At 67.9% G+C, this 22,667-nt stretch carries 21 protein-coding genes; 16 read left to right on the top strand and 5 right to left on the bottom strand.

Annotated features, from left to right (window positions below):
• Positions 1 to 191 precede the first annotated feature (191 nt).
• Positions 192 to 917, bottom strand: a complete 726-nt coding sequence (locus AC07X5_RS07310) for a FadR/GntR family transcriptional regulator (protein WP_494769594.1) — start codon at positions 915 to 917, stop codon at positions 192 to 194.
• Between the two features lie 123 nt (positions 918 to 1,040).
• Here AC07X5_RS07310 and AC07X5_RS07305 point away from each other — a divergent pair, with 123 nt between their 5' ends.
• The 6 genes from AC07X5_RS07305 (at position 1,041) to AC07X5_RS07280 (ending at position 6,734) form a co-directional block, all read left to right on the top strand.
• Positions 1,041 to 1,859, top strand: coding sequence for an NAD-dependent epimerase/dehydratase family protein (locus AC07X5_RS07305; RefSeq protein ID WP_409960708.1), 819 nt, complete (start codon positions 1,041 to 1,043; stop codon positions 1,857 to 1,859).
• Positions 1,856 to 2,761 (top strand): SMP-30/gluconolactonase/LRE family protein, encoded by a 906-nt coding sequence (locus tag AC07X5_RS07300; protein WP_494769593.1) that lies wholly within the window; start codon positions 1,856 to 1,858, stop codon positions 2,759 to 2,761. The genes AC07X5_RS07305 and AC07X5_RS07300 overlap by 4 nt, the downstream gene beginning before the upstream one ends.
• 33 nt (positions 2,762 to 2,794) lie before the next feature.
• On the top strand, positions 2,795 to 3,772 hold the full coding sequence (locus AC07X5_RS07295; protein WP_494769592.1) for a TRAP transporter substrate-binding protein: 978 nt from the start codon (positions 2,795 to 2,797) through the stop codon (positions 3,770 to 3,772).
• 87 nt (positions 3,773 to 3,859) lie between these two features.
• On the top strand, positions 3,860 to 4,348 hold the full coding sequence (locus tag AC07X5_RS07290) for a TRAP transporter small permease (RefSeq protein ID WP_494769591.1): 489 nt from the start codon (positions 3,860 to 3,862) through the stop codon (positions 4,346 to 4,348).
• A gap of 58 nt (positions 4,349 to 4,406) precedes the next feature.
• On the top strand, positions 4,407 to 5,699 hold the full coding sequence (locus AC07X5_RS07285; RefSeq protein WP_494611577.1) for a TRAP transporter large permease: 1,293 nt from the start codon (positions 4,407 to 4,409) through the stop codon (positions 5,697 to 5,699).
• A gap of 99 nt (positions 5,700 to 5,798) precedes the next feature.
• A complete protein-coding gene (locus AC07X5_RS07280; RefSeq protein ID WP_494769590.1) occupies positions 5,799 to 6,734 on the top strand; it encodes a DMT family transporter in 936 nt (311 codons plus the stop codon).
• 34 nt (positions 6,735 to 6,768) lie between these two features.
• Here AC07X5_RS07280 and AC07X5_RS07275 read toward each other — a convergent pair whose 3' ends face one another.
• On the bottom strand, positions 6,769 to 7,605 hold the full coding sequence (locus tag AC07X5_RS07275) for a hypothetical protein (protein ID WP_494769778.1): 837 nt from the start codon (positions 7,603 to 7,605) through the stop codon (positions 6,769 to 6,771).
• A 331-nt stretch (positions 7,606 to 7,936) separates the two neighbouring features.
• Between AC07X5_RS07275 and AC07X5_RS07270 the strand changes: the two genes are divergently transcribed.
• From AC07X5_RS07270 to AC07X5_RS07230, 9 genes are all read left to right on the top strand, one after another.
• Complete coding sequence (locus tag AC07X5_RS07270) at positions 7,937 to 12,163, top strand: DUF4347 domain-containing protein (RefSeq protein ID WP_494769589.1); 4,227 nt, start codon at positions 7,937 to 7,939, stop codon at positions 12,161 to 12,163.
• A gap of 82 nt (positions 12,164 to 12,245) precedes the next feature.
• The gene (locus AC07X5_RS07265) at positions 12,246 to 12,506 is read left to right on the top strand and encodes a hypothetical protein (protein WP_494769588.1); all 261 of its coding nucleotides are present in this window, start codon (positions 12,246 to 12,248) and stop codon (positions 12,504 to 12,506) included.
• A gap of 56 nt (positions 12,507 to 12,562) precedes the next feature.
• Positions 12,563 to 13,672 (top strand): aldose epimerase family protein, encoded by a 1,110-nt coding sequence (locus AC07X5_RS07260; protein WP_494769587.1) that lies wholly within the window; start codon positions 12,563 to 12,565, stop codon positions 13,670 to 13,672.
• Positions 13,673 to 13,817: 145 nt separating this feature from the next.
• Positions 13,818 to 14,300, top strand: coding sequence for a GreA/GreB family elongation factor (locus AC07X5_RS07255; RefSeq protein ID WP_494769586.1), 483 nt, complete (start codon positions 13,818 to 13,820; stop codon positions 14,298 to 14,300).
• Between the two features lie 66 nt (positions 14,301 to 14,366).
• Positions 14,367 to 14,840 carry an SRPBCC family protein gene (locus AC07X5_RS07250; protein ID WP_494769585.1) on the top strand — a complete coding sequence of 158 codons (474 nt, stop codon included), beginning with the start codon at positions 14,367 to 14,369 and terminating at the stop codon, positions 14,838 to 14,840.
• A 155-nt stretch (positions 14,841 to 14,995) separates the two neighbouring features.
• Entirely contained in the window at positions 14,996 to 16,531 is a 1,536-nt protein-coding gene (locus tag AC07X5_RS07245; RefSeq protein ID WP_494769584.1) for a Do family serine endopeptidase, read from the top strand.
• A gap of 181 nt (positions 16,532 to 16,712) precedes the next feature.
• Positions 16,713 to 17,372 (top strand): response regulator transcription factor, encoded by a 660-nt coding sequence (locus AC07X5_RS07240; RefSeq protein WP_494769583.1) that lies wholly within the window; start codon positions 16,713 to 16,715, stop codon positions 17,370 to 17,372.
• Positions 17,369 to 18,739, top strand: a complete 1,371-nt coding sequence (locus tag AC07X5_RS07235) for an ATP-binding protein (protein ID WP_494769582.1) — start codon at positions 17,369 to 17,371, stop codon at positions 18,737 to 18,739. The genes AC07X5_RS07240 and AC07X5_RS07235 overlap by 4 nt, the downstream gene beginning before the upstream one ends.
• A gap of 61 nt (positions 18,740 to 18,800) precedes the next feature.
• A complete protein-coding gene (locus AC07X5_RS07230; RefSeq protein WP_494769581.1) occupies positions 18,801 to 19,796 on the top strand; it encodes a 2-dehydropantoate 2-reductase in 996 nt (331 codons plus the stop codon).
• Positions 19,797 to 19,817: 21 nt separating this feature from the next.
• On the opposite strand, the gene AC07X5_RS07225 is transcribed toward AC07X5_RS07230, so the two are convergent.
• Entirely contained in the window at positions 19,818 to 20,183 is a 366-nt protein-coding gene (locus AC07X5_RS07225; RefSeq protein ID WP_494769580.1) for a hypothetical protein, read from the bottom strand.
• 99 nt (positions 20,184 to 20,282) lie between these two features.
• On the opposite strand from AC07X5_RS07225, the gene AC07X5_RS07220 reads away from it, so the two are divergent.
• On the top strand, positions 20,283 to 20,585 hold the full coding sequence (locus AC07X5_RS07220; RefSeq protein ID WP_494769579.1) for a hypothetical protein: 303 nt from the start codon (positions 20,283 to 20,285) through the stop codon (positions 20,583 to 20,585).
• Positions 20,586 to 20,747: 162 nt separating this feature from the next.
• On the opposite strand, the gene AC07X5_RS07215 is transcribed toward AC07X5_RS07220, so the two are convergent.
• On the bottom strand, positions 20,748 to 21,671 hold the full coding sequence (locus tag AC07X5_RS07215; RefSeq protein ID WP_409961671.1) for a hypothetical protein: 924 nt from the start codon (positions 21,669 to 21,671) through the stop codon (positions 20,748 to 20,750).
• A gap of 466 nt (positions 21,672 to 22,137) precedes the next feature.
• Positions 22,138 to 22,545 carry a hypothetical protein gene (locus AC07X5_RS07210; RefSeq protein WP_494769578.1) on the bottom strand — a complete coding sequence of 136 codons (408 nt, stop codon included), beginning with the start codon at positions 22,543 to 22,545 and terminating at the stop codon, positions 22,138 to 22,140.
• Positions 22,546 to 22,667: the final 122 nt, after the last annotated feature.

Here is a 22,667-nt window from a genome sequence, read left to right as displayed (position 1 = left end):
TGCCGACGCCAGATTCGGCAAGCCTCGGGCGTGCATTGCTGTCTCCTGTCATGCAGGGCGGCGGCATGCTGCTGGCAGCTGAGCCCCGTGTCTGCAAGCCATCGCGCGCAGACAATTGTTGTATGTCATCGTACAACAAAATGTGCTTTTGCGCACCCTTGATCGCCAAGGGCGGGAGCCACCCCTGGCGCTCAGCCCGCTTCGGCCTGCGCGCGGCGGCGGCGTTCGCGGCTGTTGGCCAGGTGGGTGCGCATGGCCGCACGGGCGCCGTCGGGGTCCTGGGCCAGGATGGCGTCGTAGATGCTCTCGTGCTCGCCATTCACGCGCCGCAGGTACTGGCGCAGGTCGCTCTCGCTGTCGCCGGCATCGAGCCGCGCACGCGGAATGATCATGCTGCCCAGCGTGCCCATCAGCTCGGCGAAATGGCTGTTCTGCGTGGCGCGCGCAATTTCCAGGTGGAACTGGAAGTCCGATGCCACCGCATCGCGGCCCTCGTCCACCGCCTGCGTCACGGCGTCCAGTGCGATGCGCATGGCGGCGATGTTGGCGTCCGTGCGGCGCTGCGCGGCCAGCGCGGCGGCCTCGGTCTCCACGCCGATGCGCAGTTCCAGCACGGCGATCACGTCGCGCAGCGTACTGAATTGGTCGGGCGTGATCTTGAAGCCCGGCGCCTGGCCCAGGCCCAGCACGAAGGTGCCGATGCCGTGCCGTGTTTCCACCAGGCCCGAGGCCTGCAGCTTGGAAATCGCCTCGCGCACCACCGTGCGGCTGACCTCGAACTCCGCCATGATCGCCGCCTCCGTGGGCAGCTTGTCGCCCAGCGCCAGGCGCCCGTCTCGGATACGGTCACCCAGGGACTCCACCAGCTCCAGGGCCAGGGTGCGGGGCTTGCGGCGAAGGGCGACGGCGGTGTTCATTTCTTGGTGTTATCCCTATGTATCGAAGGGGCTCATGGGAGTACATTGCCTTTCGTTGTACGACAACTGATGACGTTCAACGACGCATACCGCAACTGTAAGCCAAGAACCTTCCCGATTTCCATGCCCTGCCACCCGACCCCGATCCGATTCAACCGCCTGCTGCTCACCGGCGCCGCAGGCGGGCTGGGCCGTGAACTGCGCAGCCGCCTCAAGGCGTACTGCACTACCCTGCGCCTGTCCGACATCGCCGACCTGGGTTCCGAGGCCGCCGGGGAGGAAGTGCGCCCCGCCAGGCTGGAGGACGCCGCTGCGATCCACGGCCTGCTGGCCGGGGTGGACGCCGTGGTGCACCTGGGCGGCGTGTCCACCGAACAACCCTGGGACGCCATCCTGCCCGCCAACATCGTGGGCGTGTACAACCTGTACGAGGCCGCGCGCAAGCAAGGCGTCAAGCGCGTGATCTTTGCCAGCAGCAACCACGTCACCGGCTTCTACCGGCAGGACGAAGTCGTGGGCCTCAAGGACCCGGCCCGGCCCGACGGCCTGTACGGCGTCTCCAAGGCCTTCGGCGAAGACCTCTCGCGCTTCTATTTCGACCGCTACGGAATCGAAACCGTGTGCCTGCGCATCGGCTCCTCCTTTCCTGAGCCGCGCAACCGCCGCATGCTGGCCACCTGGATGAGCTACGACGACCTGGAGCGCCTGGTCGTCGCCAGCCTCACCGCACCCGTAGTGGGCCACAGCACCATCTACGGCATGGGCGACAACACGACGACCTGGTGGGACAACACCCTGGCGCGCCACATCGGCTACCGTCCGCAGGACAGCTCCGAGCCCTTCCGCGCCAAGGTGGAGGCCGCCGACCCGGCGCCCGACATGGCCGACCCGGCCGTCATATTCCAGGGCGGCCCCTTCGTGCGCACGGGGCCTTTCGAATGAGCGCTACCACCGTGGACCTGCTGCTTGCCGACCACCGCGACCAGGTGGGCGAAAGCCCGCTGTGGAGCCCTGCCGAGCAGGCCCTGTACTGGGTGGACATCGAAGGCCGCGCCCTGCGCCGCCTGCGCTGGGCCGACCGCCAGCTCACGAGCTGGGCCACACCCGAGCGCCTGGCCTGCATTGCGCTGCACGCCGAGGGCGGCCTCATCGCCGGCATGGACACGGGCCTCTTTCATCTGCTCCCGGCCGACTATGGCACGCTGGCTTGCACCCCCATCTCCCCCGTGCAGCACCCGCAGGACGGCATGCGCTTCAACGACGGGCGCTGCGACCGCCAGGGCCGTTTCTGGGCCGGCACCATGGTGCGCGACATGGCCCTGGCGAAGCCCGCAGGGGGCCTGTATCGCCAGGATGCGCGCGGCCTCTCGGTGCCCCAGGTCGAAGGCCTGGTCACCCAGAATGGCCTGGCCTTCAGCCCCGACGGCGCCACCATGTACCTGAGCGACAGCCACCCCAGCGTGCAGAAGATCTGGTCACTGGACCTGCATGACGACGGCAGCCTGGGCCCGCGCCGCCTGTTCGTGGACATGCGCGAATTGCCCGGCCGGCCCGATGGCGCGGCCATCGACACCGATGGCTGCTACTGGATCTGCGCCAACGACGCGGGCCTGGTGCACCGTTTCACGCCCGCGGGCGTGCTCGACCGCTCGCTCACCGTTCCGACCAGCAAGCCGTCGATGTGCAGCTTCGGCGGCCCCGACCTGGACCTGCTGTTCATCACGTCCATCCGCCCGGGACAGCCGCAGGGCGACGACATCGCGCACGGCGGTGCGGTCTTGGTGACCCGCCCCGGCGCACAGGGGCTCAGAGAAGCCCCGTACCAGCCCGCCCGGGCTGCCTGACCACCCCCCATTCAACCCTGGAGACAAACCACCATGAACGTTCCACACCTCATCGGCCGCGTGGCACTGGCCGCCGGCATGCTGCTGGGCAGCCTGGCCGCGCAGGCCACCGAGTTCCGCTCGTCCGACATCCATCCCGAGGACTACCCTACGGTGCTGGCCGTGCGCCACATGGGCGAGACGCTGTCCAAGGCCACCGGCGGCAAACACAGCATCAAGGTCTACGCCAAGGGGTCGCTCGGTATCGAGAAGGACACCATCGAGCAGACCAAGCTGGGCGCCATCGCCATGACGCGCGTGAACGTCGCGCCCATGAACAACATCTGCCCCGCCACCATGGTGCCCACCATGCCCTTCCTGTTCCGCGACAAGGAACACATGCGCAAGGTGCTCGACGGTGACATCGGCGACGAGATCCTCAAGGACTGCGAATCGCAGGGCTTCGTGGGCCTGGCCTTTTATGACAGCGGCGCGCGCTCGATCTACACCGTGAAGAAGCCCGTCAAGACCCTGGCCGACGTCAAGGGCCTGAAGGTGCGCGTGCAGCAGAGCGACCTGTGGGTCTCGCTGCTCGAAGCCATGGGCGCCAACGCCACCCCCATGCCCTTCGGCGAGGTCTACACCGCGCTCAAGACCGGCCTGGTGGACGCTGCCGAGAACAACTACCCCAGCTACGAGAGCTCGCGCCACTTCGAGGTGGCCAAGTACTTCAACAAGACCGAGCACTCGATGGCGCCCGAGATCCTGCTGTTTTCCAAGCGCGTGTGGGACACCCTGAGCGCCGATGAGCAAAAGGCCATCCGCGCAGCGGCCAAGGAGTCGGTGGGCTTCATGCGCAAGATCTGGGACGAGCGCGAAGAGAAATCCCTGGCCACCGTGAAGGCCGGCGGCGCGCAGATCGTGGAGATCGACAAGGTCGCTTTCAAGACGGCCATGAAGCCGGTGTACGACAAGTTCCTCAAGGACCCCAAGCTGCAGGACATGGTCAAGCGCATCGACGCGGTCAAGTAAGCAGAACCCAGAGCCCCTTCAGGCTGGCGGCGCAGGGCAGGGCCCCGCCGCCAGCCTCTGTCCAGTTGTAGTTTTTCAATGTCCACTATGTACACGCGACTTTGCGCTTTGATTGCGCGCACCTGCCTGCAGCTCGGGGTGGGGGGCCTGGTCCTTCTGGTCTGCGCCGTGCTCTACCAGGTCATCGGCCGCTATGTGTTCAACGACACGCCCACCTGGGCCGAGAGCGGTGCTGTGCTGCTGGTGCTTTACGTGACCATGCTGGGCATGGCCGTGGGCGTGCGCGATGCGGGCCACATCGGCCTCGAATCCTTCCTGGTGCTGGCGCCCGACTGGCTGCGCACCAAGCTCGAATTGCTGATCCACGCGCTGGTGCTGTTGTTCGGCGTCGTCATGGCCTGGAACTGCGGCGTGCTGGCCGAATCGGTCGCGCCCTACAAGATCCCCACGCTCGGTATCTCCGAAGCCTTCAAGTACGTGCCGCCCGCCATGGCCGGCGTGCTGGTGGCCATGTTCTCGCTGGAGCACATCATCGCCATCCTGCGCGGCGTCGAGGTCGAGCCGGCCTGGCATTGACTTCCCGCCCCCGAGCCGTTCTTTTGCACCCTTACGTCCCTACAAAGATTCCACCACCATGGCGTTGACCATCCTCTGCGTGACCTTCACGCTGCTGCTGCTGCTGGGCGTGCCCGTGGCCTTTTCGATCGGCCTGTCCTCGCTGGCCACCATCCTCTACGAAGGCCTGCCGCTGGCCGTGGGCTTCCAGCAGATGATTTCGGGCATGAACCCGTTCTCGTTCCTGGCCATCCCGTTCTTCATCTTCGCCGGCGAGATCATGATGTACGGCGGCATCGCAGACCGCATCGTCAACTTCGCCAAGAGCGTGGCGGGCCATGTGCGCGGCGGTCTGGGCATGAGCAACGTGCTCGCCTGCACGCTGTTCGGCGGCGTCTCGGGCTCGCCCGTGGCCGACGTCTCGGCCATGGGCGCCGTGCTCATTCCGCAGATGAAGAAAGAGGGCTACCACACCGACTACGCGGTGAACGTGACCACGCACGCCTCGCTGGTGGGCGCGCTCATGCCCACCTCGCACAACCTCATCATCTTCACACTCGCTGCCGGCGGCAAGGTGAGCATTGCCGCGCTGATCCTCGCGGGCATCGTGCCCGCGCTGCTGCTCACGGTGTGCAACCTGGCGGCTGCCTACCTGGTGGCCGTCAAGCGCGGCTATCCCGCCGGCACCTTCCCTGGTTGGGAAATCGTGTGGATCTCGTTCCGTGCCTCCGTCCCGGGCCTGGCCGTGGTGGTCATCATCATCGCGGGCATCCTGTCGGGGGCCTTCACGGCCACCGAGTCGGCGTCGGTCGCGGTGCTCTGGGCGCTGGTGCTCTCGGTCTTCGTCTATAAGAAGCTCACGCGCGAGCAGTTCCTCAAGGCCGCCTCCAAGGCCGTCAAGACCACGGGCACGGTGCTGCTGCTCATCGGCATCTCGTCCATGTTCGGCTACCTGATCGGCCTGTACGGCGTGGCCGAACTCACGGGCGATGCGCTCAAGTCCATGAGCACCTCGCCGTGGGTCATCTTCCTGTGCGTGAACATCATCCTGTTCATCCTGGGCACCTTCCTGGACATGGCGGCCACCATCCTCATCTGCACGCCGATCTTCCTGCCCATCTGCCAGCAGTTCGGCATGAGCACCGAGCAGTTCGGCATCGTCATCCTGATCAACTGCGCCCTGGGCCTGAACACCCCGCCCGTGGGCACCACGCAGTTCATCGGCTGCACCATCGGCGGCATTTCCGTGGGCGAGGTGATGAAGACCATCTGGCCGTTCTACAGCGCGCTCATCGTCGCGCTGATGCTGGTGACCTACGTGCCGCAGTTCTCCATGTGGCTGCCGGACCTGGTCCTCAAGGGTGGTGGGTGAAGCGCAGGGGGGCGTCCTGCGGCTCCCCTGCGGTTTTTTCTGGATATGAACGAGGCGCCTGCGGGCGCCTCATCTTCTTTTGAACGAAAGATGGACCTGATGGGGGCTTCCCGTTTTTCCGACCGCAAGGTCCTCGTCGCCGTGGCGCTGCTGTGCTGCCTGCTCTGGGGCAGCTCCTACCCCGCCATCAAAACCGGCTACGCCTGGTTCGCCATTGCCAAGAGCGACGTGCCCACCCAGCTCGTCTTCGCGGGCTGGCGCTTTGTGGGCGCTGGGCTCATACTGCTGGCCTGGGCCCTGGCCAGCGGCCGCAACATCCTGGCCCTGGGCCCCGGCGCGCCGCGCCAGCTCGTGGTGCTCGGCCTGGCGCAGACCGCCCTGCAGTACGTCTTCTTCTACGTCGGCGTGGCGCACACCACGGGCGTCAAGGCCTCCATCATGAACGCCACCGGCACCTTCTTCAGCGTGCTGCTGGCGCACTGGGTCTACCACAACGACCGCCTGAGCCACGCCAAGCTTTGGGGCTGCGTGGTGGGCTTTGCGGGCGTCATGGTGGTCAACCTGGGCCGCGGCACGCTGGACATGGACTTCACCCTGCTGGGCGAAGGTTTTGTCGTGCTCGCGGCCTTGGTGCTGGCCGCCGCCAGCATCTATGGCAAGCAGGTGTCGCAGCGCATGGATTCGGTCGCCATGACCGGCTGGCAACTGGCCATCGGCGGTGTGGCCCTGCTCGCCATGGGTTGGGGCACGGGCGGTTCGCTCTCTGGCTTCACGCCTGCGTCCACCGTGTTGCTCGTGTACCTGGCCCTGCTGTCCTCGGCCGCGTTCTCGCTGTGGAGCTTGCTGCTCAAGCACAACCGCGTGAGCCAGGTCACGGTGTTCAACTTCACCGTGCCCATTTTTGGCGCCGCCCTGTCGGCCCTCTTCCTGGGCGAGGCGCTGTGGGAGTGGAAGAACCTGGTGGCCCTGGTGCTGGTGTGCGCGGGGATCTGGTTGGTGACGCGTGGTGCGGGGCAGGGTCAGGCGGGGAGGTGAATGCGCTGCCAGTCTGCACACCGCCGCTGCGGCGTCAACGGGGCAGCCTGACAACCCCATAGGGGTTGAACTTGAAGTCGTCCTCTTCGTAAGAGGAGGCGAGCGTGTGGGCGCCGCGGCGCTCCTTGAGCACCTGCGCCAGCCCGCGCTGCGCCATCTCATCCGCCACGGCATCCATCAGCGCCACCGCCTGCAGCTCCGATCCCATCGACTGCGGCACATACACCTCCGGCAAACCGACCAGGTGAAAGCCCACGCTTTGCAGGTAGCCCTTGTCCGATATCGGGCGCCGGGCGAAGGCCAGGCGGCCCACCCGTTGCTGTGCCAGCAGGTCGCCGGATTGCAGGGCCCGGGCGCCCTGGCGGACCAGCTCCCGCCAACGATCAAGCCCGTGCGCGACGCCTGCACTTTCGCCCTTGGCGGCAACCGCCCCGGCATCGATCAGCCGGCTGACCAACTGCAGTGCCGCCATCGAGACCTTGACCGTGTCCTGCCGATCCATGGGCGGCCCCAGCACGTAGAGGACGGAGCGGTGGCTGGCGACCGCCTGTTCGTCCGCTGCGGTCCAGGCATTGGGGAGCACCCGGTCGCGGTTCACCTCGAACGACCGTGGCATGCGCTTGTCAGGCTCGGAAAGGGAGTAGTCCTCGTCCGCACTGAACCCGGTCGCGAAATCACGCACCGCTGCCGACACGGCGGCCTTCAATGGAGCCAGGTTGCTGCTTTTTCCGAGGAAGCACAGTACATGGCGCGGCTGCACCGACGGTGGTTCAGGCACTGGGGGTGTGGACGGGCGTCCTTCGGGCTTCTGGCCCCAGGCCCCCCTCCAGCCCACGGTAGCGGCGATGCCTGCTGCAACGAGACGGCGCATGGTGTTCAAGGTTCTGTACCTGCAGGTTGTTGATGGTGGTAACGACGGGACAGCGCGCGGGGGCGGGCGCTCGGACCGCAGCGCGACAGCCGTCCATCTTACGGCGATCGGCGCAGGGTGGTTGTCCTCCCATAGGCGGCCCCGGCAAGAAACACTTCGTCTTGCCGCTGCTTTCTGGTAGAAAGCGCTGTCACCCCGTCTTGCGCTCAGCCAGCCCAGGCCGTGGTGCCGCGCTCCGAGCCGAACGCCCGCTTGGGCATCCGGTCCCCCCGAGAGATCTGCGGCCACAGGCACCTGGTTTCCTGGCCGCCAGCACGAGGATGCAATCAGCATGGCCTACCACCCCCTGGACCTCGCTCACCCCACCGACGCGCACAGCAGCCCCGTGCAGATGGTCTTCCTCTTCAGCGATCTGCACGACCCAGCGGCGCTGGCCACCGCGGTCCCCGAGGGGGCCGAGCTTGTGCTGCTCGATGGCATGCGCGACGGCCTGGCACAGATGGCCGCGCACCTGCAGGGGCGCAGCGGCATTGGCGCCCTGCATGTGCTCTCCCACGGCAGCCCGGGCCGCCTGCACTGGGGCAGCACCGTGCTGGATGCCGACAACGCCCCAGGGCATGCCGACCTGCTGCGCGCCATCGGCAGCGTGCTCGCCGACGATGGCGACGTGCTGCTCTACGGCTGCCACTCGGGCGCGGGCAGGGAGGGCATCGCCTTGCTGCGCACGCTGTCCGACCTGTTCGGGGCCAACGTGGCGGCGTCCACCAACGCCACCGGCTCGCCGCAACTGGGCGGCGACTGGGTGCTCGGGCGGCAGCACGGCCCGGTGCATACCCCGGCGCTGGTGGGCCCGGCCGACTATGCAGCGGTGCTGGCTGCGCCCGCCGACGAAAACTACGATTCCAATGGCATCACCAACTTCGCCACGGCCACCTTCACGCTGGACGGCATCAAGTACACGGTCACCGGCACGGGCACCTACTCCCACAGGGTCTCCAACGACAGCACCCTGTCGGCGCTGGGCAACGACGCAGGTGACTACTTTCTGCGCTTCGACCGGACCAATGTCTCTGGCATTTCCAGCATCAAGGTCGAGGCGGCCGATGGCAGCGCATTCCGGCTCAATGGCCTGAGTTTCGGTGCAGCGGCCGATGGCACCATCACCGTCACCCCCGATGGGGGCTCGGCCCTGACCTACGCCAGCAGTGGCACGACCATCCTGCAGCAGAACGTCAACACCACGGCCAATACCCACTTTCAGAACATCACCAGTTTCACCTTCGCGGGTGCGAACCTCTCCCTGGCCCTGGATGACCTGGATTTCGAGCCGGCTGTCGTATCGATCGCCGCGATCACCGGCGCCACCTACAACGCATCGACCGGGGTGCTGTCCGTCACCGGCACCAACCTCGCCAGCGGCGGCAATGTCGATGTTGGCAAGCTCGCTCTCACCGGCCAGGGCGGCACCAGCTACGTGCTGACCAGCAGCAACGTCAACGCCAGCAGCGCCACCACCTTCTCGGTCACCCTGAACGCGGCGGACCAGCTCAACGTCAACGGCCTGCTCAACACCAACGGCCTCGCGGCGGTGGACGCCACCGTCTTCAACCTGGCGGCAGCGGCCGGCTGGCAGTCGGGGGCCTCCGCCGACACCACCGGCAACGCCATGCTCGTCTCCGGCGTGGCCGCCCCTGCCATCACCAGCGCCACCTACGACACCGGCACCCATGTCCTCACCGTCACGGGCACCAACTTGGTCAAGACCGACGGGGCCACCAACGATGTCTCGGTCAACAAGCTGACCCTCACCGGCGAAGGCGGCGCAACCCGCGTGCTGTCCACCTCGGCCAACGTGGAGGTCACTTCGGCCACCAGCTTTGAGGTGACCCTCTCGGGCGCCGATATCGCCGCGGTGGCGGCGCTGCTCAACAAGGGGGGAACCAGTTCCACGGGTGGCACCACCTACAACCTGGCCGCAGCCGATGACTGGAACAGCGTGGTCACGGGCGGCAACATCGCCGACCTCACGGGCAATGCCATCACGGTCTCCATCCCGGGGCCGGCTCCCACCATCACCAGCGCCACCTACAACGCCAACAGCGGCGCCCTGGTGGTGACCGGCACCGGCTTCAGCGCGCTGGCGGGGGCCGCCAACGACATCGTTGCCGACAAGTTCAGCTTCATCGGCGAGGGCGACGCGGAGTACACGCTGACCACCACAGGCAATGTGGAGATCACCAGTGCCACTGCCTTCACGCTGACGCTCAGCGCGGCCGACCGTGCGGCCGTGAACCAGTTGGTCAACAAGAACGGCACCAGTTCCACCAGCGGCACGAGCTACAACCTGGCTGCTGCCGAGGACTGGGCCGCCGGCGCCGATGCGGCCTCGGTGGTGGCCGACCTCACGGGCAATGCCATCACCGTGAGCAATGTCGCGGTACCCACCGCTACCAGTGCCACCTACGATGTGGGCACCGGGGTGCTGGTAGTTACCGGCACCAACCTGCTGGGCAAGGCCGGCACTGCCAACGACATCGTCGCCAACAAGCTCACCTTCACTGGCAAGGCTGGCGGCACCCATGCGCTGACCGACACCGCCAACGTGGACATCACCAGCGCCACCAGCTTCACCCTGACGCTGAGCGCCAGCGACAAGGCAGCCGTGAACCTGCTGCTGGACAAGACCGGCACCAGCGCTACCGACAGAACCACCTACAACATCGCCTTTGCCGAGGATTGGAACGCTGGTGCCGATGCGGCCGTGGTGATCGCCGATCGCACAGGCAACGCGGTCACGGTCGGGGGCACGCCGCCGCCCTCGAACAACGTGGATGGCACGCCCGTCACCGTTACCACGGAGCCCGATGGCACCACCACCACCACGGTGCCCGTGGTTGCCAGCAACCGGCCCGATACGCCCGGCTCGGCCACCCCGCTGGCCGATATCCCCATCGTCAAGGCCGCCGATGGCCATGCCCTCGTGTCCGTCAGCGTACCTGCTGGCGTGGGCCTCACTTCCGTGGGGCAGGCCACCGGCAGCACGGGCTCGGCCGCACAGACTGAGCTCCTCAAGCGCATCGACTCCGCTGCGGGCAGCAATTCGGAACTGGCCCCCCAGGCGCAGGACTTCCTGGCCACCTTGGGCGCCAGCGAATCGCTGGTGGTGCAGATCATCAAGCCCATCACCGGCACCGGCTTCAACCCCAATGTGCCGCTGGTGATCAACGGCAGCGCCGCGGCGGGGGACGGCAAGCAGGCCATCGTGGTGGACGCGCGCGCCCTGCCCGCGGGCAGCGTGATCCAGGTGGACAACGTCGAGTTCGTGGCCATCGTAGGCGCCGTGCGCACCATCGGCGGTGCCGGCCAGAACATGGCCGTTGGCGATGGTGCCGCCCAGTGGATCGTGCTGGGCCCGGGCAACGACACCCTGCACGGTGGCGACGGCAACGACACCGTGGGCAGCGAGTCCGGGGACGACCGGGTCTATGGCGACGCCGGCGACGACATTGTCTTCGGCGGCGCCGGCAACGACATCCTCTCGGGCGGCACGGGCAGCGACAAGCTCAATGGCGGCACAGGCTTCGATGTGGCGCTGCAGGAGGGCTCGCGCGCGGACTACACGGTGGTGCTGGAGGCCAATGGCATCAAGCTCACGCATACCGCATCCGGTGTCTCCGACTGGCTGGTCGATGTGGAGCGGGTGCGCTTCGACAGCGGCCCCAGCCTCACCGTGGCCCACAGCGCGGCCGAGGAAGCGGCGGCCTACCTGTTCCAGAAGTGGCTGGGGCGCGAGCTCACGCCCGGCGAGGGCGCCATCATCCAACCCTTCACCAGCGCCACCGCGCTGGAAGTGGCCGCCCTGTTTGCCCAGTTCTTCCCGCAGCAAAGCGCAGGCAGGACGCCAGCGCAGCTGCTGGAAGGCATGGCCAGTGCAGTTGCCGTGCGCGTGGATGCCATCCGAGATGTGACCGGCGACGCCGGCAACAACACCATCAGTCCCACGCTGGGCCTGGCCCGGTATGTGGACGGCGGGGCGGGTGCCGATACGGTCGTGGTGCCGGCCACGCTCGCGCAGACCCACGTGCAGCACAACGGCAACGGCAGCTATACCGTGCAGCGCATGACCGATGGGGCCATGCTCGATTTAACGCGGGTGGAGCGCATCAGCTTCAGCGACACCAAGCTGGCCCTGGACCTGAACGGCAACGCCGGCCAGGCCGCCAAGCTGCTCGGTGCGCTGGGCGGCCCGGCCTTTCTGACCAACAAGGGCGCGGTGGGCGAGGTGATGCGCCTGCTCGACGCAGGGGCCTCCAGCCAGACCGTTGCAGGCATTGCCCTGCAACTGCTGGGCGTGCAGACGCCGTCCCAGGTGGCACAACTGCTGTGGACCAACATCGTCGGCCGCGCGGGCTCGCAGGCCGAGCTCAAGCCCCTGGTGGACCTGATGGTCAGCGGCGTTTCGTACAACGAGGTGGCCGTGATGGCGGCCAACCTGGAACTCAATGCCACGCGCATTGATCTGGTGGGGCTGGCCAGCAAGGGCATCGAGTTTGTGTGACGGCAGGGGCCGCCCGGCCCCTGCCGATCGCCCGCGCTGGGGCTGCGTCAGCCGCCCCAGCGGCCCCGGCTGGGTGGACGCCATGGCCACTCGCACCTTCGACATTCCCAAAGACTTTCACCCCACGCGCCGCTCGCTCGGCATCACGGGCGACGGCTGGTGGCTCACCGACGACGGCGCCATGCTGGTCATGTGGCACTCCGGCCAGCGCATATATATCCACCGCGCAGAGCAGCTGGTGGTGGTGAACCTGGCGGCGTACCCCGAGCCGCGCTATGCGGGGCCGCATGAGCATGATCGGGATGCGGAATTGAACAGCTTCGTCCAGGCGTGCAGGGCTTGAGAGGTGCCACCGGCATCCTGCCTGCGCCAACCCGTCGCCGCGCATAAACTCGGCGCATGCCCCACACCCTCCACCGCGACGCATTCCAGCAAACCCTGCACGGCCAGCGCACCGACCTCTACACCCTGCGGGGCGAGGGCGGCATGCAGGTGGCCGTGAGCAACTACGGCGCGCGGCTGGTGCAGATTGCGGTGCCCGACGGGCAGGGCGGGCTGGTGGATGTGGCGCTGGGCTACGACAGCCTGCAGGGCTACCTCGATGGGCAGCTCTCCATGGGCGCACTCATCGGCCGCTGGGCCGGGCGATTGCGCCAGGGGCTGCTGGCACTACCCGGCGGTACCTTGACGATGCACCTGCCCACCAACAGCGGCCCGCACCACCACCATGGCGGGCCGCGCGGCAGCCGTTTCCAGGTGTTTGCGGTGGACGAAGTGCAGGCCGATGCCCTGTTGCTAAGCCATGTGTTCTGCACCGAGGACGATGGCGTGCCCGGCACAGTGCGGCTCACGGTGCGCATCGCCGTCACGCCCGACAACGCGCTGCAGATGGCCTGGACGGCCGAGGCGGCGGATGCGCCCACCATCGTCAACATCACGGGCCATGCCTTCTTCAACCTCGCGGGCCATGGCAGCACGCACCGCCACCAGTTGCAGGTGCCCGCCAGCCGCTATGTGCCGCTGGCGCTGGACGTATGCCCGCTGGGGCAGGTCGACGATGTGCAGGGCACGGCCTTCGACTTTCGCGAGCTGCGCACGGTGGGCGAGGCCATTGCCCAGCACAGTGACCAGCTGGCGCTGGCCGGCGGGCTGGACCATTACCTGGTGCTCGACAGTTCGGTATCGGCCCGCGCACCGTTTGCATTGCCCGCCAGCAGCCCTGGCCTGCGCCTGGCCGCGCGCCTGCGCGAGCCGGTGAGCGGCCGCAGCATGCAGGTGTGGAGCACGGCCCCCGGCGTGCAGGTGTACGCGGGCCACGGCCTCAAGGCAGACCCGGCGCGCGACCTGGGCCGGGGCACTGGCGCAGGCGGCTGGCTCTGGCAGCCTGGCGATGGCATCTGCCTGGAGCCCATGGAGTACCCCGACGCGCCCAACCATCCGGCCTTCCCTATGCACTGGCTGGCGCCGGGCGAGGTGGAGCATGGGGCCATCGTGTACCGGTTCTTGTGATCCACCGGCATCGCGTCCGGCCGCATCGCTTGCGGCAGTATCAGGACCTTGCCCATGGCTGCAGTTCAACGGCGGCCAACCGAAGCGCACAGGGCAGGCGCGTGCGGCCCTTCGCCATCAACACCTGCCCTTAGCTTTCACCACCATGGACAAATTCTTGCTGCAGCAGCAGGTGCTGCAACGGCTTGCCCAAGACCTGCTGCAGGCCGAAGAGGCGGTGCGCGTGGCCCATGAAACGGCGACCCACGAAGAGAACATCGCCGAAAACAAGTACGACACATTGGGGCTCGAAGCCGCCTACCTGGCCACCGGCCAAGCCCGGCGCGCCGAAGCCATCCGCCAGGCAATGGCCCATTGGCGTCAGTTCCACCCACATCCCTACGACGCTGGCAAAGGCATACAGCTCGGCGCGCTGGTCTGCCTGGCCGATGCCGATGACAGGCAGCAACTGTTCTTTTGGGGTCCGGATGGGGGCAGCATGCAGTTGGCCAGTGGCGGCCAGCCGGTGCAGGTCATCAGCAGCGAAGCCCCTTTGGCTCGGGCCATGCTGGGCAAATGCGAGGGGGACGAGGTGTTGCTGCAGGTCGGCCCGACCCGACAGCAGTTCGAGGTATTGTGGGTTTACTAGGTCGCCGAGGTCTGCAGACGTGCAGGCGCAAGCGATGGGCAGCACACGCGCTGCCTGGGAGGGTGGATGAAGGTGTCCGAATTCGGCGAGTCAAACCGCCGGCTTCGCGGACTCTTCGCCTGCGCATTCAACCAAGCGGAGGCAGCCGTGGCGTACTTCTCTCACACCATTTTGCTCAATGTCGGGGCTGACCAGGCCTGGGATGCACTTCGTGACGTAGGCAACCTGCACACCCGGCTGGTGCGGGGCTTTGTGGTCGAGTGCGAGTTCGACGGCAGTGAGCGCATCCTCAAATTCGCCAATGGGGTCAGCGCCACCGAACGAATCGTCGCCATCCGGCGCGTCTCCTGGTCGGCGATCAGCGAGCGCCTTGCACACCACAACGCCTCTGCCCAGGTTGTGCCGGAAGGTCCGGGGTCTTGCCGGTTCATTTGGTCCGTGGACGTGCTGCCCGATTCCATAGCTCCCAGCATCGAAGCCATGGTGCAGGCGGGCCTCCAGTCCATCCAGCTGACGCTTGAGCAAGCAGGTGCCGCCTGAACCGTTGCGGCTGTGGCTTTCATCCTGGCCGATTGCGAAAGTCTGGCCAGAACCGCTGCGCCAGTTGGGCCCGGCCCGCCTAAGTTTCGCCTAAGTGTCCGCTCAGAAACTGCCTTCCATCACAGCAAATCCCTTGCTAGGAAAGGCAGACCACCATGAACACCTCCAGCTTTGTCGCATCGACCCCCCGCCGCCTGATCGCCGCCCTGGTGGCCGCAGGGGCCCTGGGCGCCGCAAGCGTCGGGCTCATCAGCGGGCACACGGCGCGGGCATCGGCACCCGTGCCGGCGCCCGTGGTGGCGCAGGCCGCCTTGCCCGCCGGCGCCGCGCTGCCCAGCTTTGCGCAGATCACCGCGCAGAACGGCCCGGCCGTGGTCAACATCAGCGTGACGGGCAGCTCCCGCGCCTCCATGGACGGGGACGACGATGACGAGCAGCCGACCGCGCGCCAGCAGCAGCAAAAGCGCCAGGCGCCGGGCCTGGACCCCGATGATCCGTTCTACGAATTCTTCCGCCGCTTCGGCGTGCCTGGTGCCGGTGGTGGCGTGCAGCCCAACGTGCCCACGCACGGCCAGGGCTCGGGCTTCATCGTCAGCCCCGACGGGCTGGTGCTGACCAATGCCCACGTGGTCAAGGGCGCGAGCGAGGTGATGGTCAAGCTGACCGACCGGCGCGAGTTCCGCGCCAAGGTGCTGGGGACCGACCCCAAGACCGACGTGGCCGTGCTCAAGATCGACGCTAAGAACCTGCCCACGGTGCGCCTGGGCAGCACGCGGGACCTGCAGGTGGGCGAATGGGTACTGGCCATCGGCTCGCCCTTCGGCTTCGAGAACAGCGTGACCGCCGGCGTGGTCAGCGCCAAGGGCCGCTCGCTGCCCGACGACAGCCTGGTGCCCTTCATCCAGACCGATGTGGCGGTGAACCCCGGCAACTCGGGCGGCCCGCTGTTCAACGGGCGCGGCGAGGTCGTGGGCATCAACTCGCAGATCTACAGCCGCTCGGGCGGGTACCAGGGCGTGTCGTTCGCCATCCCGATCGAGCTGGCCGACAAGATCAAGGAACAGATCGTGGCCACCGGCAAGGTGCGCCATGCCAAGCTCGGTGTGGCGGTGCAGGAGGTGAACCAGGCGTTTGCCGAGTCCTTCCAGCTCGACAAGCCCGAAGGCGCGCTGGTGGCCAGCGTCACCAAGGACAGCCCGGCCGACAAGGCCGGCCTGCAGGCGGGCGACGTGATCCGCCAGGTGGACGGCCAGCCCATCGTGGCATCGGGCGACCTGCCGGCCTGGGTGGGCCAGGCGCAGCCCGGGCAGAAGGCGCGCCTGTCGGTGTGGCGCCAGGGCAAGCCGCTGGAGCTGACCGCCACCCTGGGCGACGCCAGCGACAAGGGCAAGAACGCCGTGGCCAAGGCCGACGAGGCCGTGGGCAAGGGGCAGCTGGGCCTGTCGCTGCGCCCGCTGGACCCCGATGAGCGCCGCGAGGTGGGCGTGAAGGAGGGCCTGGTGATCGAGCAGGCGCGCGGCCCGGCCGCCGCCGCTGGCGTGCAGCCCGGCGACGTGCTGCTGGCCATCAATGGCGCACCGGCCAAGGACATCGATCAGGTACGCGCGGCCATGGCCAAGGCGGGCAAGTCGGTGGCCTTGCTCATCGAGCGCAACGGCGACAAGATCTTCGTGCCCGTTCGCCTTGGGTGAGCGGCCCAAAAAGCTCTCCTGGCGTCGTTGCTCCGTCTTGCCGTACCTTGAGTACTGTCTGCGACGGAGCGCCTAGCCAGGACCGCTGCGCTGAGCTTTGTGGTCCGCTTGGAGGCTGTGGTTCCAGGGGCTGCTTCGGCGGCCCTTTTCCATTCATTTCTTTCGCTATGCTTGCCGCACCATGCGACTGCTGCTCGTTGAAGACGACCCCATGATCGGCGAGGCCGTGCAGGACCTGCTGCGCGCCGAGGACTATGCCGTGGACTGGGTGCGCGATGGCGATGCCGCCGACACGGCCCTGCGCGCCAATGCCTATGACCTTGTGATGCTGGACCTGGGCCTGCCCAAGCGCGACGGCATCACCGTGCTGCGCGACATGCGCACGCGCAAGGACCGCACCCCCGTGCTGGTGGCCACCGCGCGCGACGCCGTGGCCCAGCGCATCGAGGGGCTCGACGCCGGGGCCGATGACTACGTGCTCAAGCCCTACGACCTGGACGAACTGCTGGCCCGCATCCGCGCGCTGCTGCGCCGCGCGGCCGGGCGGGCCGAGCCGGTGTACGAGCACAAGGGCGTGAGCATCAACCCCAGCACGCGCGAGGCCAGTGTCAACGGCGTGCCCGTCGTCCTCTCGGGCCGCGAATGGGCGGTGCTGGAGCCGCTGCTCGCGCGCCCGGGCCTGGTGCTGTCGCGCCAGCAGCTCGAAGACAAGCTCTACGGCTGGGGCGACGAGGTCAGCAGCAATGCGGTGGAGGTGTATATCCACGGGCTGCGCAAGAAGTTGGGGGCGGACATCCTCTTGAACGTGCGCGGTGTCGGCTACCTGGTACCCAAGGCATGACGGAGCCATCCAGCCCCTGGCGCAGATTGCTGCCACACTCCCTGCGCGCGCAGCTGCTGGTCTTTCTGCTCGCCGCCATCCTGCTCGCGGGCGCCGTGCAGGGCGTGCTGGCCTACCGCAGCGCGCTGGCCGAGGCCGACTCGCTGTTCGACTACCACATGCAGCAGACCGCGCTGGCCCTGCGCTCGGGCCTGCCGCCCGATGCGCGAGACCTGGGCCAGGGCCTGTCGGGCGAGGACGAGAACCACGAATTCATCGTGCAGGTGTGGACCAACGAGGGCCTGCGCATCTTTGAATCGGCCGTGGGTGCAGCGCTGCCGCAGATCGCGGTGCTGGGCTTCACCAACGTGCAGGCGCGCGGCGGCACCTACCGCGTTTTTTCGCTGCAGACGCGCGCCCAGGTCATCCAGGTGGCGCAGAACATGGCCGTGCGCAGCGGCATGGCGCGCACCCTGGCGCTGCGTACGCTCGCGCCCCTGGCCGTGATGGCGCCGCTGCTGCTACTGGCCGTGTGGTGGGGCGTGAGCCGCTCGCTCGCACCTGTGGAGCGCGTGCGCCGCCAGCTCGCCCGCCGCCAGGCCGACGACCTCTCGCCCGTGAGCGACGAGGCACTGCCCGACGAGGTGCAGCCCCTGGTGACCGAGCTCAACCTGCTGTTCGAGCGCGTGCAGGGCGCCTTCGCCGCGCAGCAGCACTTCGTGGCCGATGCCGCGCACGAGCTGCGCTCACCCCTGGCCGCGCTGCGCCTGCAACTGCAGGGCCTGCAGCGCGCGGGCCAGGATGATGCGGCGCGCGCCGTCGCGGTGGAGCGCCTGTCCGCCGGCATTGACCGCGCCACGCGCCTGGTGGAACAACTGCTCACTCTGGCCCGGCAAGAAGCCGCTGCTGCCAGCCCGACCGAAACCGTGGACTTGCGCGCCGTGGTCCAGCTCGCCCTGGCCGATGCCGCCCCCGCAGCCCAGGCGCGCAGCATGGACATGGGCCTGCTCGACTCCGATGCCGTGCACATCCCTGGCCGCCCCGAGGCCCTGCGCATGCTGGCGCGCAACCTGCTAGACAACGCCGTCAAGTACACGCCCCCCGGCGGCCAAGTGGACCTGCAGGTCCAGCGCACGGCAGACAACGCCGTGGAGCTAATGGTCGAAGACAGCGGCCCCGGCATCCCCCCCGAGCACCGCGAGCGCGTGATGCAGCGCTTCGTGCGCGAAACCGCCGACAGCGCTCCCGGCAGCGGCCTGGGCCTGGCCATCGTGCAGGCCATCGCCCAGGCCCACGGCGCCAGCGTGGCGCTGGATGCCTCGCCCCGGCTGGGCGGGCTGCGGGTGGTGGTGCGGTTTCCTGCCGCCACTGCAGCACCGGTCGCATAGGCAGCACCGGCGGCGGCATCCAGGCCGCACAATGCGCCCACTATCAAGGGGGCTGCATCGTATGAACTTCATCGTGCTGGGCGCAGGCGCCATCGGCTGCTATGTGGGTGGGCGCCTCGCGGCGCAGGGGCAAAGCGTCTGCCTGGTCGGCCGCCCCCACGCCATGGAGCCCCTGGCGCGTGAAGGCCTCACCGTCACCGACCTCGAGGGCTACCGTGCCCACGTGCCCGCCGCGCAGCTGCGTGTGGCTGGCACGCTGGCCGAGGCCGCGCCGAGCCCGGGCACTGTGATTCTGCTCTGCGTGAAAAGCGGCGCCACCGACAGCGCTGCGCGCGAGCTGGCCGCCGCCTGCGCGCCCGGCACGCCCGTCATCTCGCTGCAAAACGGCGTGGACAACGTGGCCCGCATTGCGGCACAGGCACCCGCGCTGAACGCCCTGGCCGGCATGGTGCCCTACAACGTGGTGCTGCGCGGCGCCCAGGTGCACCGCGCCACGGCCGGCGCCATCCAGCTGCAGCGCGACGCCGCCACCGAGCCCGTGGCCGCAGTCTTCAACGCCGCCGGCCTGGCCACCGTGCTGCCCCAGGACATCCGCGCCGTGCAGTGGGGCAAGCTGCTGCTCAACCTGAACAACCCGGTCAACGCCCTGTCCAACCTGCCCCTGCGCGAGGAACTGCTCGACCGCGACTGCCGATACGTCTTCGCCGCCCTGCAGACCGAGGCCCTGGGCGTGATGCGGCGCGCCGGCATCACGCCCGCCCAGGTCACCGCCGTCTCACCGCGCATGCTGCCCCGGGTCATGCGCCTGCCCAACTGGCTCTTCACCCGCCTGGCCAAGCGCATGCTGCAGATCGACGCCACGGCCCGCTCCTCCATGTGGGACGACCTCGAAGCCGGCCGCGTGACCGAGATCGACGCCATCTGCGGTGCGGTGGTACGGCTGGCCGCGCAGCATGGGGCGCAGGCGCCGCTCAGTGCGCGCATGTGCGAACTGCTCAGTGGGCCGCGGTTGCGGTTGACGGGGGTGGAGCTGAAGAGGGCGGTGGGGCTGGGGTGAATCGCTTCGGGTGAAGCGCTGCTACGCCGCGCCGCCACGCCCGGCCGCGGACAGGTCTGCCGCCCGCTTTCGGAGCGCCCCCAGCATGCTGAAGCCCATCAGCCCGCTGAACAGGCCGAAGGCCCCGAAGCCGTATACGCCCGCCTGCCACAGGTGTTTGCGCGCAAGCTTGTATGCGCTGGAGTTGCCTCGAATCCGTCGAAGGTTCCAATCGAGCTCTTTCAGTTCCTGCGCATTGAAACTCCCGCGGTCAATGTAATTGCGTTCAATGGCTTCCAGTGCCACTTCCGTGCTGAGTTTGTCGAAAGGCACCTGCACGAAACAGTAGGCGCTGAGGCAGAGGGCTGCGACAGCGAGAAAAAAGTAAGCAACGGCGAATCTGCGCACGGTGGATGGGCCTAGGGAAAAAGCGGCCTCTCGGGCCTTACGGCAGGCAGCGTCTGACCGATTGTCGCCACGATACGGGCCTGCTTCAGCGAGCGTCACATGAAGCAGCGTGCAGGCGCCTGCCACGACGAATATGGTTTCGACGCCAGCCTTGCCCTGGCGGGGGCGCCCGCTGCAGCAGGCATGCCGGTGCTGCGCTACCGCAGCAAGGCGACCTCGTTTCCGGGGCGTGTGTCGCGCTCCAAAGACTCGGTGGCGGCGAGGCCCCTGCGCCAGCGCGACCTGGTCACCGTGACTGACCCCCAATGCAGCTACCAGCGGCTGTACCGCTTTGACCCGCAGGCCCGCGCTTACGTGCCCGACACCCCCGTGCCCGACTGCTCGAACTACACCGTGCCGTGAGCATTGCATTGCCCGGTGCAGGCGTGTCCACCCCGCGCGGGCATGCAAAGACGCCCGGCGCCGGTCTGGTTCGGTAAGTCGCTGTGTACGGTAGCCAGGCGGGCCAGGGCATGCCGGTCGCCGGCAGGCTTTACGGCCTGTGCGCCGGCGCCCTGGCGCGTGTCAGAACCGTGCCTTGACGAACACGCTGGGGCCGGGCAGTTTGACGCGCAGGCGGGCGTCCACGTCGTCGTTGTACTTGAGGTCGATGTCGGTCACCCCGTACGAGACCACCAGCCCCACGTTCTTCACCGGGAACCACTCGACGCCCAGCGCGGCGTTGTAGATGCTGCCGTGGGCCTTGCCGCTTTTCTTCCACACGCCCGAGGCGTCGGCGAACAGGCGCAGGTCGGGCGTGATGGCGTGGCGCACGCCAAACTCCAGCAGCGGGGCGATGGCGTCTTCGCTCGCGTCGGCAGAGAAGCCGCGCGACTCGTTGCCCACGCGGGCGTTGCCGCTGGCGTTCACGCCCAGGCGGTAGTACGCGGCGCCGGCGCCCAGGCCCACGGCGGTGTTGCCCGAGCCCATCCACCACTTGTAGGCCAGCTTGGCGAACTCCAGCTCGGTCTGCAGGCGCACGTCGGCCGCGGCGGTGGTGGGGCCCTGGCCGTTGCTGCCGCCACCCAGGCCGAAGCTGCCGTTGGCGCTGTCGGACCAGGTGCGCTTGTAGCGGTAGTAGTCGAACGACAGGCCCTGGCTGTCGAACAGCAACAGCTCGGCCGATACGCGCGGCAGCGTGGCTGAGCCGGCCTTGAGGTTGCCGCCCGTGTCCAGCGTGCCGTACTGCGTGCCCACGCGGGTGCCGAACTCGGGCTTGACGTAAAAGCCGCCGGCAGAGATGCTGAACCGGTCCAGCGCAGGCGACACCTCGGCCCACGCAGGCAGCGCGCCCATGCCCGCGCCCACTACCAGGGCCGCGCCGGCAAGGGTGCGGGCGGTGACGGTGGCCCGGGCCAGATGGCCACGCGTGCTGGATGGGTTCGAATGCAGTGGGCTGTGGGTGGACACGGGTGCGGCAAGGGCGCCGCCGGAGACGGGGGAACGCATGGAATTTCCTCGGGTGGTGAAGGTTTGGAACAGTGAAATGAAGAAAGCATCAGGGAGCGGGCGGCGCAAGGCAGGGGCAATGCAATGGCAAGGCGTGGCGATACATGGCAATGGCAGTGCAGGCCTGCGGGCAACGCCCGGTGGTTTCAGATGCTTGCGCCGAATATACGTTTGCAACCACGGCATGCCCTGCAATTTGGGGCCTTGTCCTACAGCCCGTGCAACGTGATCTTGGCGCTTGGGCGGGGGCACGGCTGGGCACAGCGCGGCATGCCCGCCATGCAGGCATTTGCATCCGCAAGGCCGGTTCGAGAGGGCCGCGCGCAACAGCGCTGCGCGACAAAAGCGAGTGCAAAGTCAGCGACACCGACCTGCTGTACCAGCCAGCGCTGCGGTGGGTCGGCGCGGTCATGGCACCAGCCGCGTGGCCAGCATGGTCGGTGCATCCGCGGGCCGTTGGCCGGCATTACCTGCGGCGCGTCTGCCCCAGCGCCAGCGCCACGACAGCGATGCCGCCAGCGACGATCAACGCGTCCTCGATCAGGCCGCTGCGCGTTTGACCGATGTGTCTCATGGCGCTCTTTCTGGCATCCAGGGTGATGTATGCCAAAGGCACCGCGGTGGCCACCGCCACCAGTGCGCCGGCTTGCTCACGACCAGGCGGAGCCAGCGCCGCACCGGCGATTCCGGCGCTCATGACGCGCGCCAACAGGCCCAGGGCAACTGTCCTGTCGGGGGCCGTCTTCATCTTGTCACCGGCCAATTCTCCGGCCCCCATCGCTAGCGCGCCGTACTTGAACAAGGGGCGGTCCAGCAGTGCCAGTCTGCCGGGCGTGGAGTGGCCGAGCAGCCTGGCTGCCGACAGCGTGGCCATGGGTGTCATGGAGCGGGCACTCGCGACCGCTCCGATGAGCGCGGACCAGAGCAGGCTTGGCGTTTTCATGTGGTTTCCCCGTGGGTGATGCAGTGGACAAATCGTCAGTGACAACCCTCCAT

Source organism: Acidovorax sp. GW458-11-26-14-TSB4, from assembly GCF_059423865.1.
The sequence above is the reverse complement of the archived record's forward strand: the minus strand, read 5'-3'. Positions and strand labels throughout refer to the sequence as shown.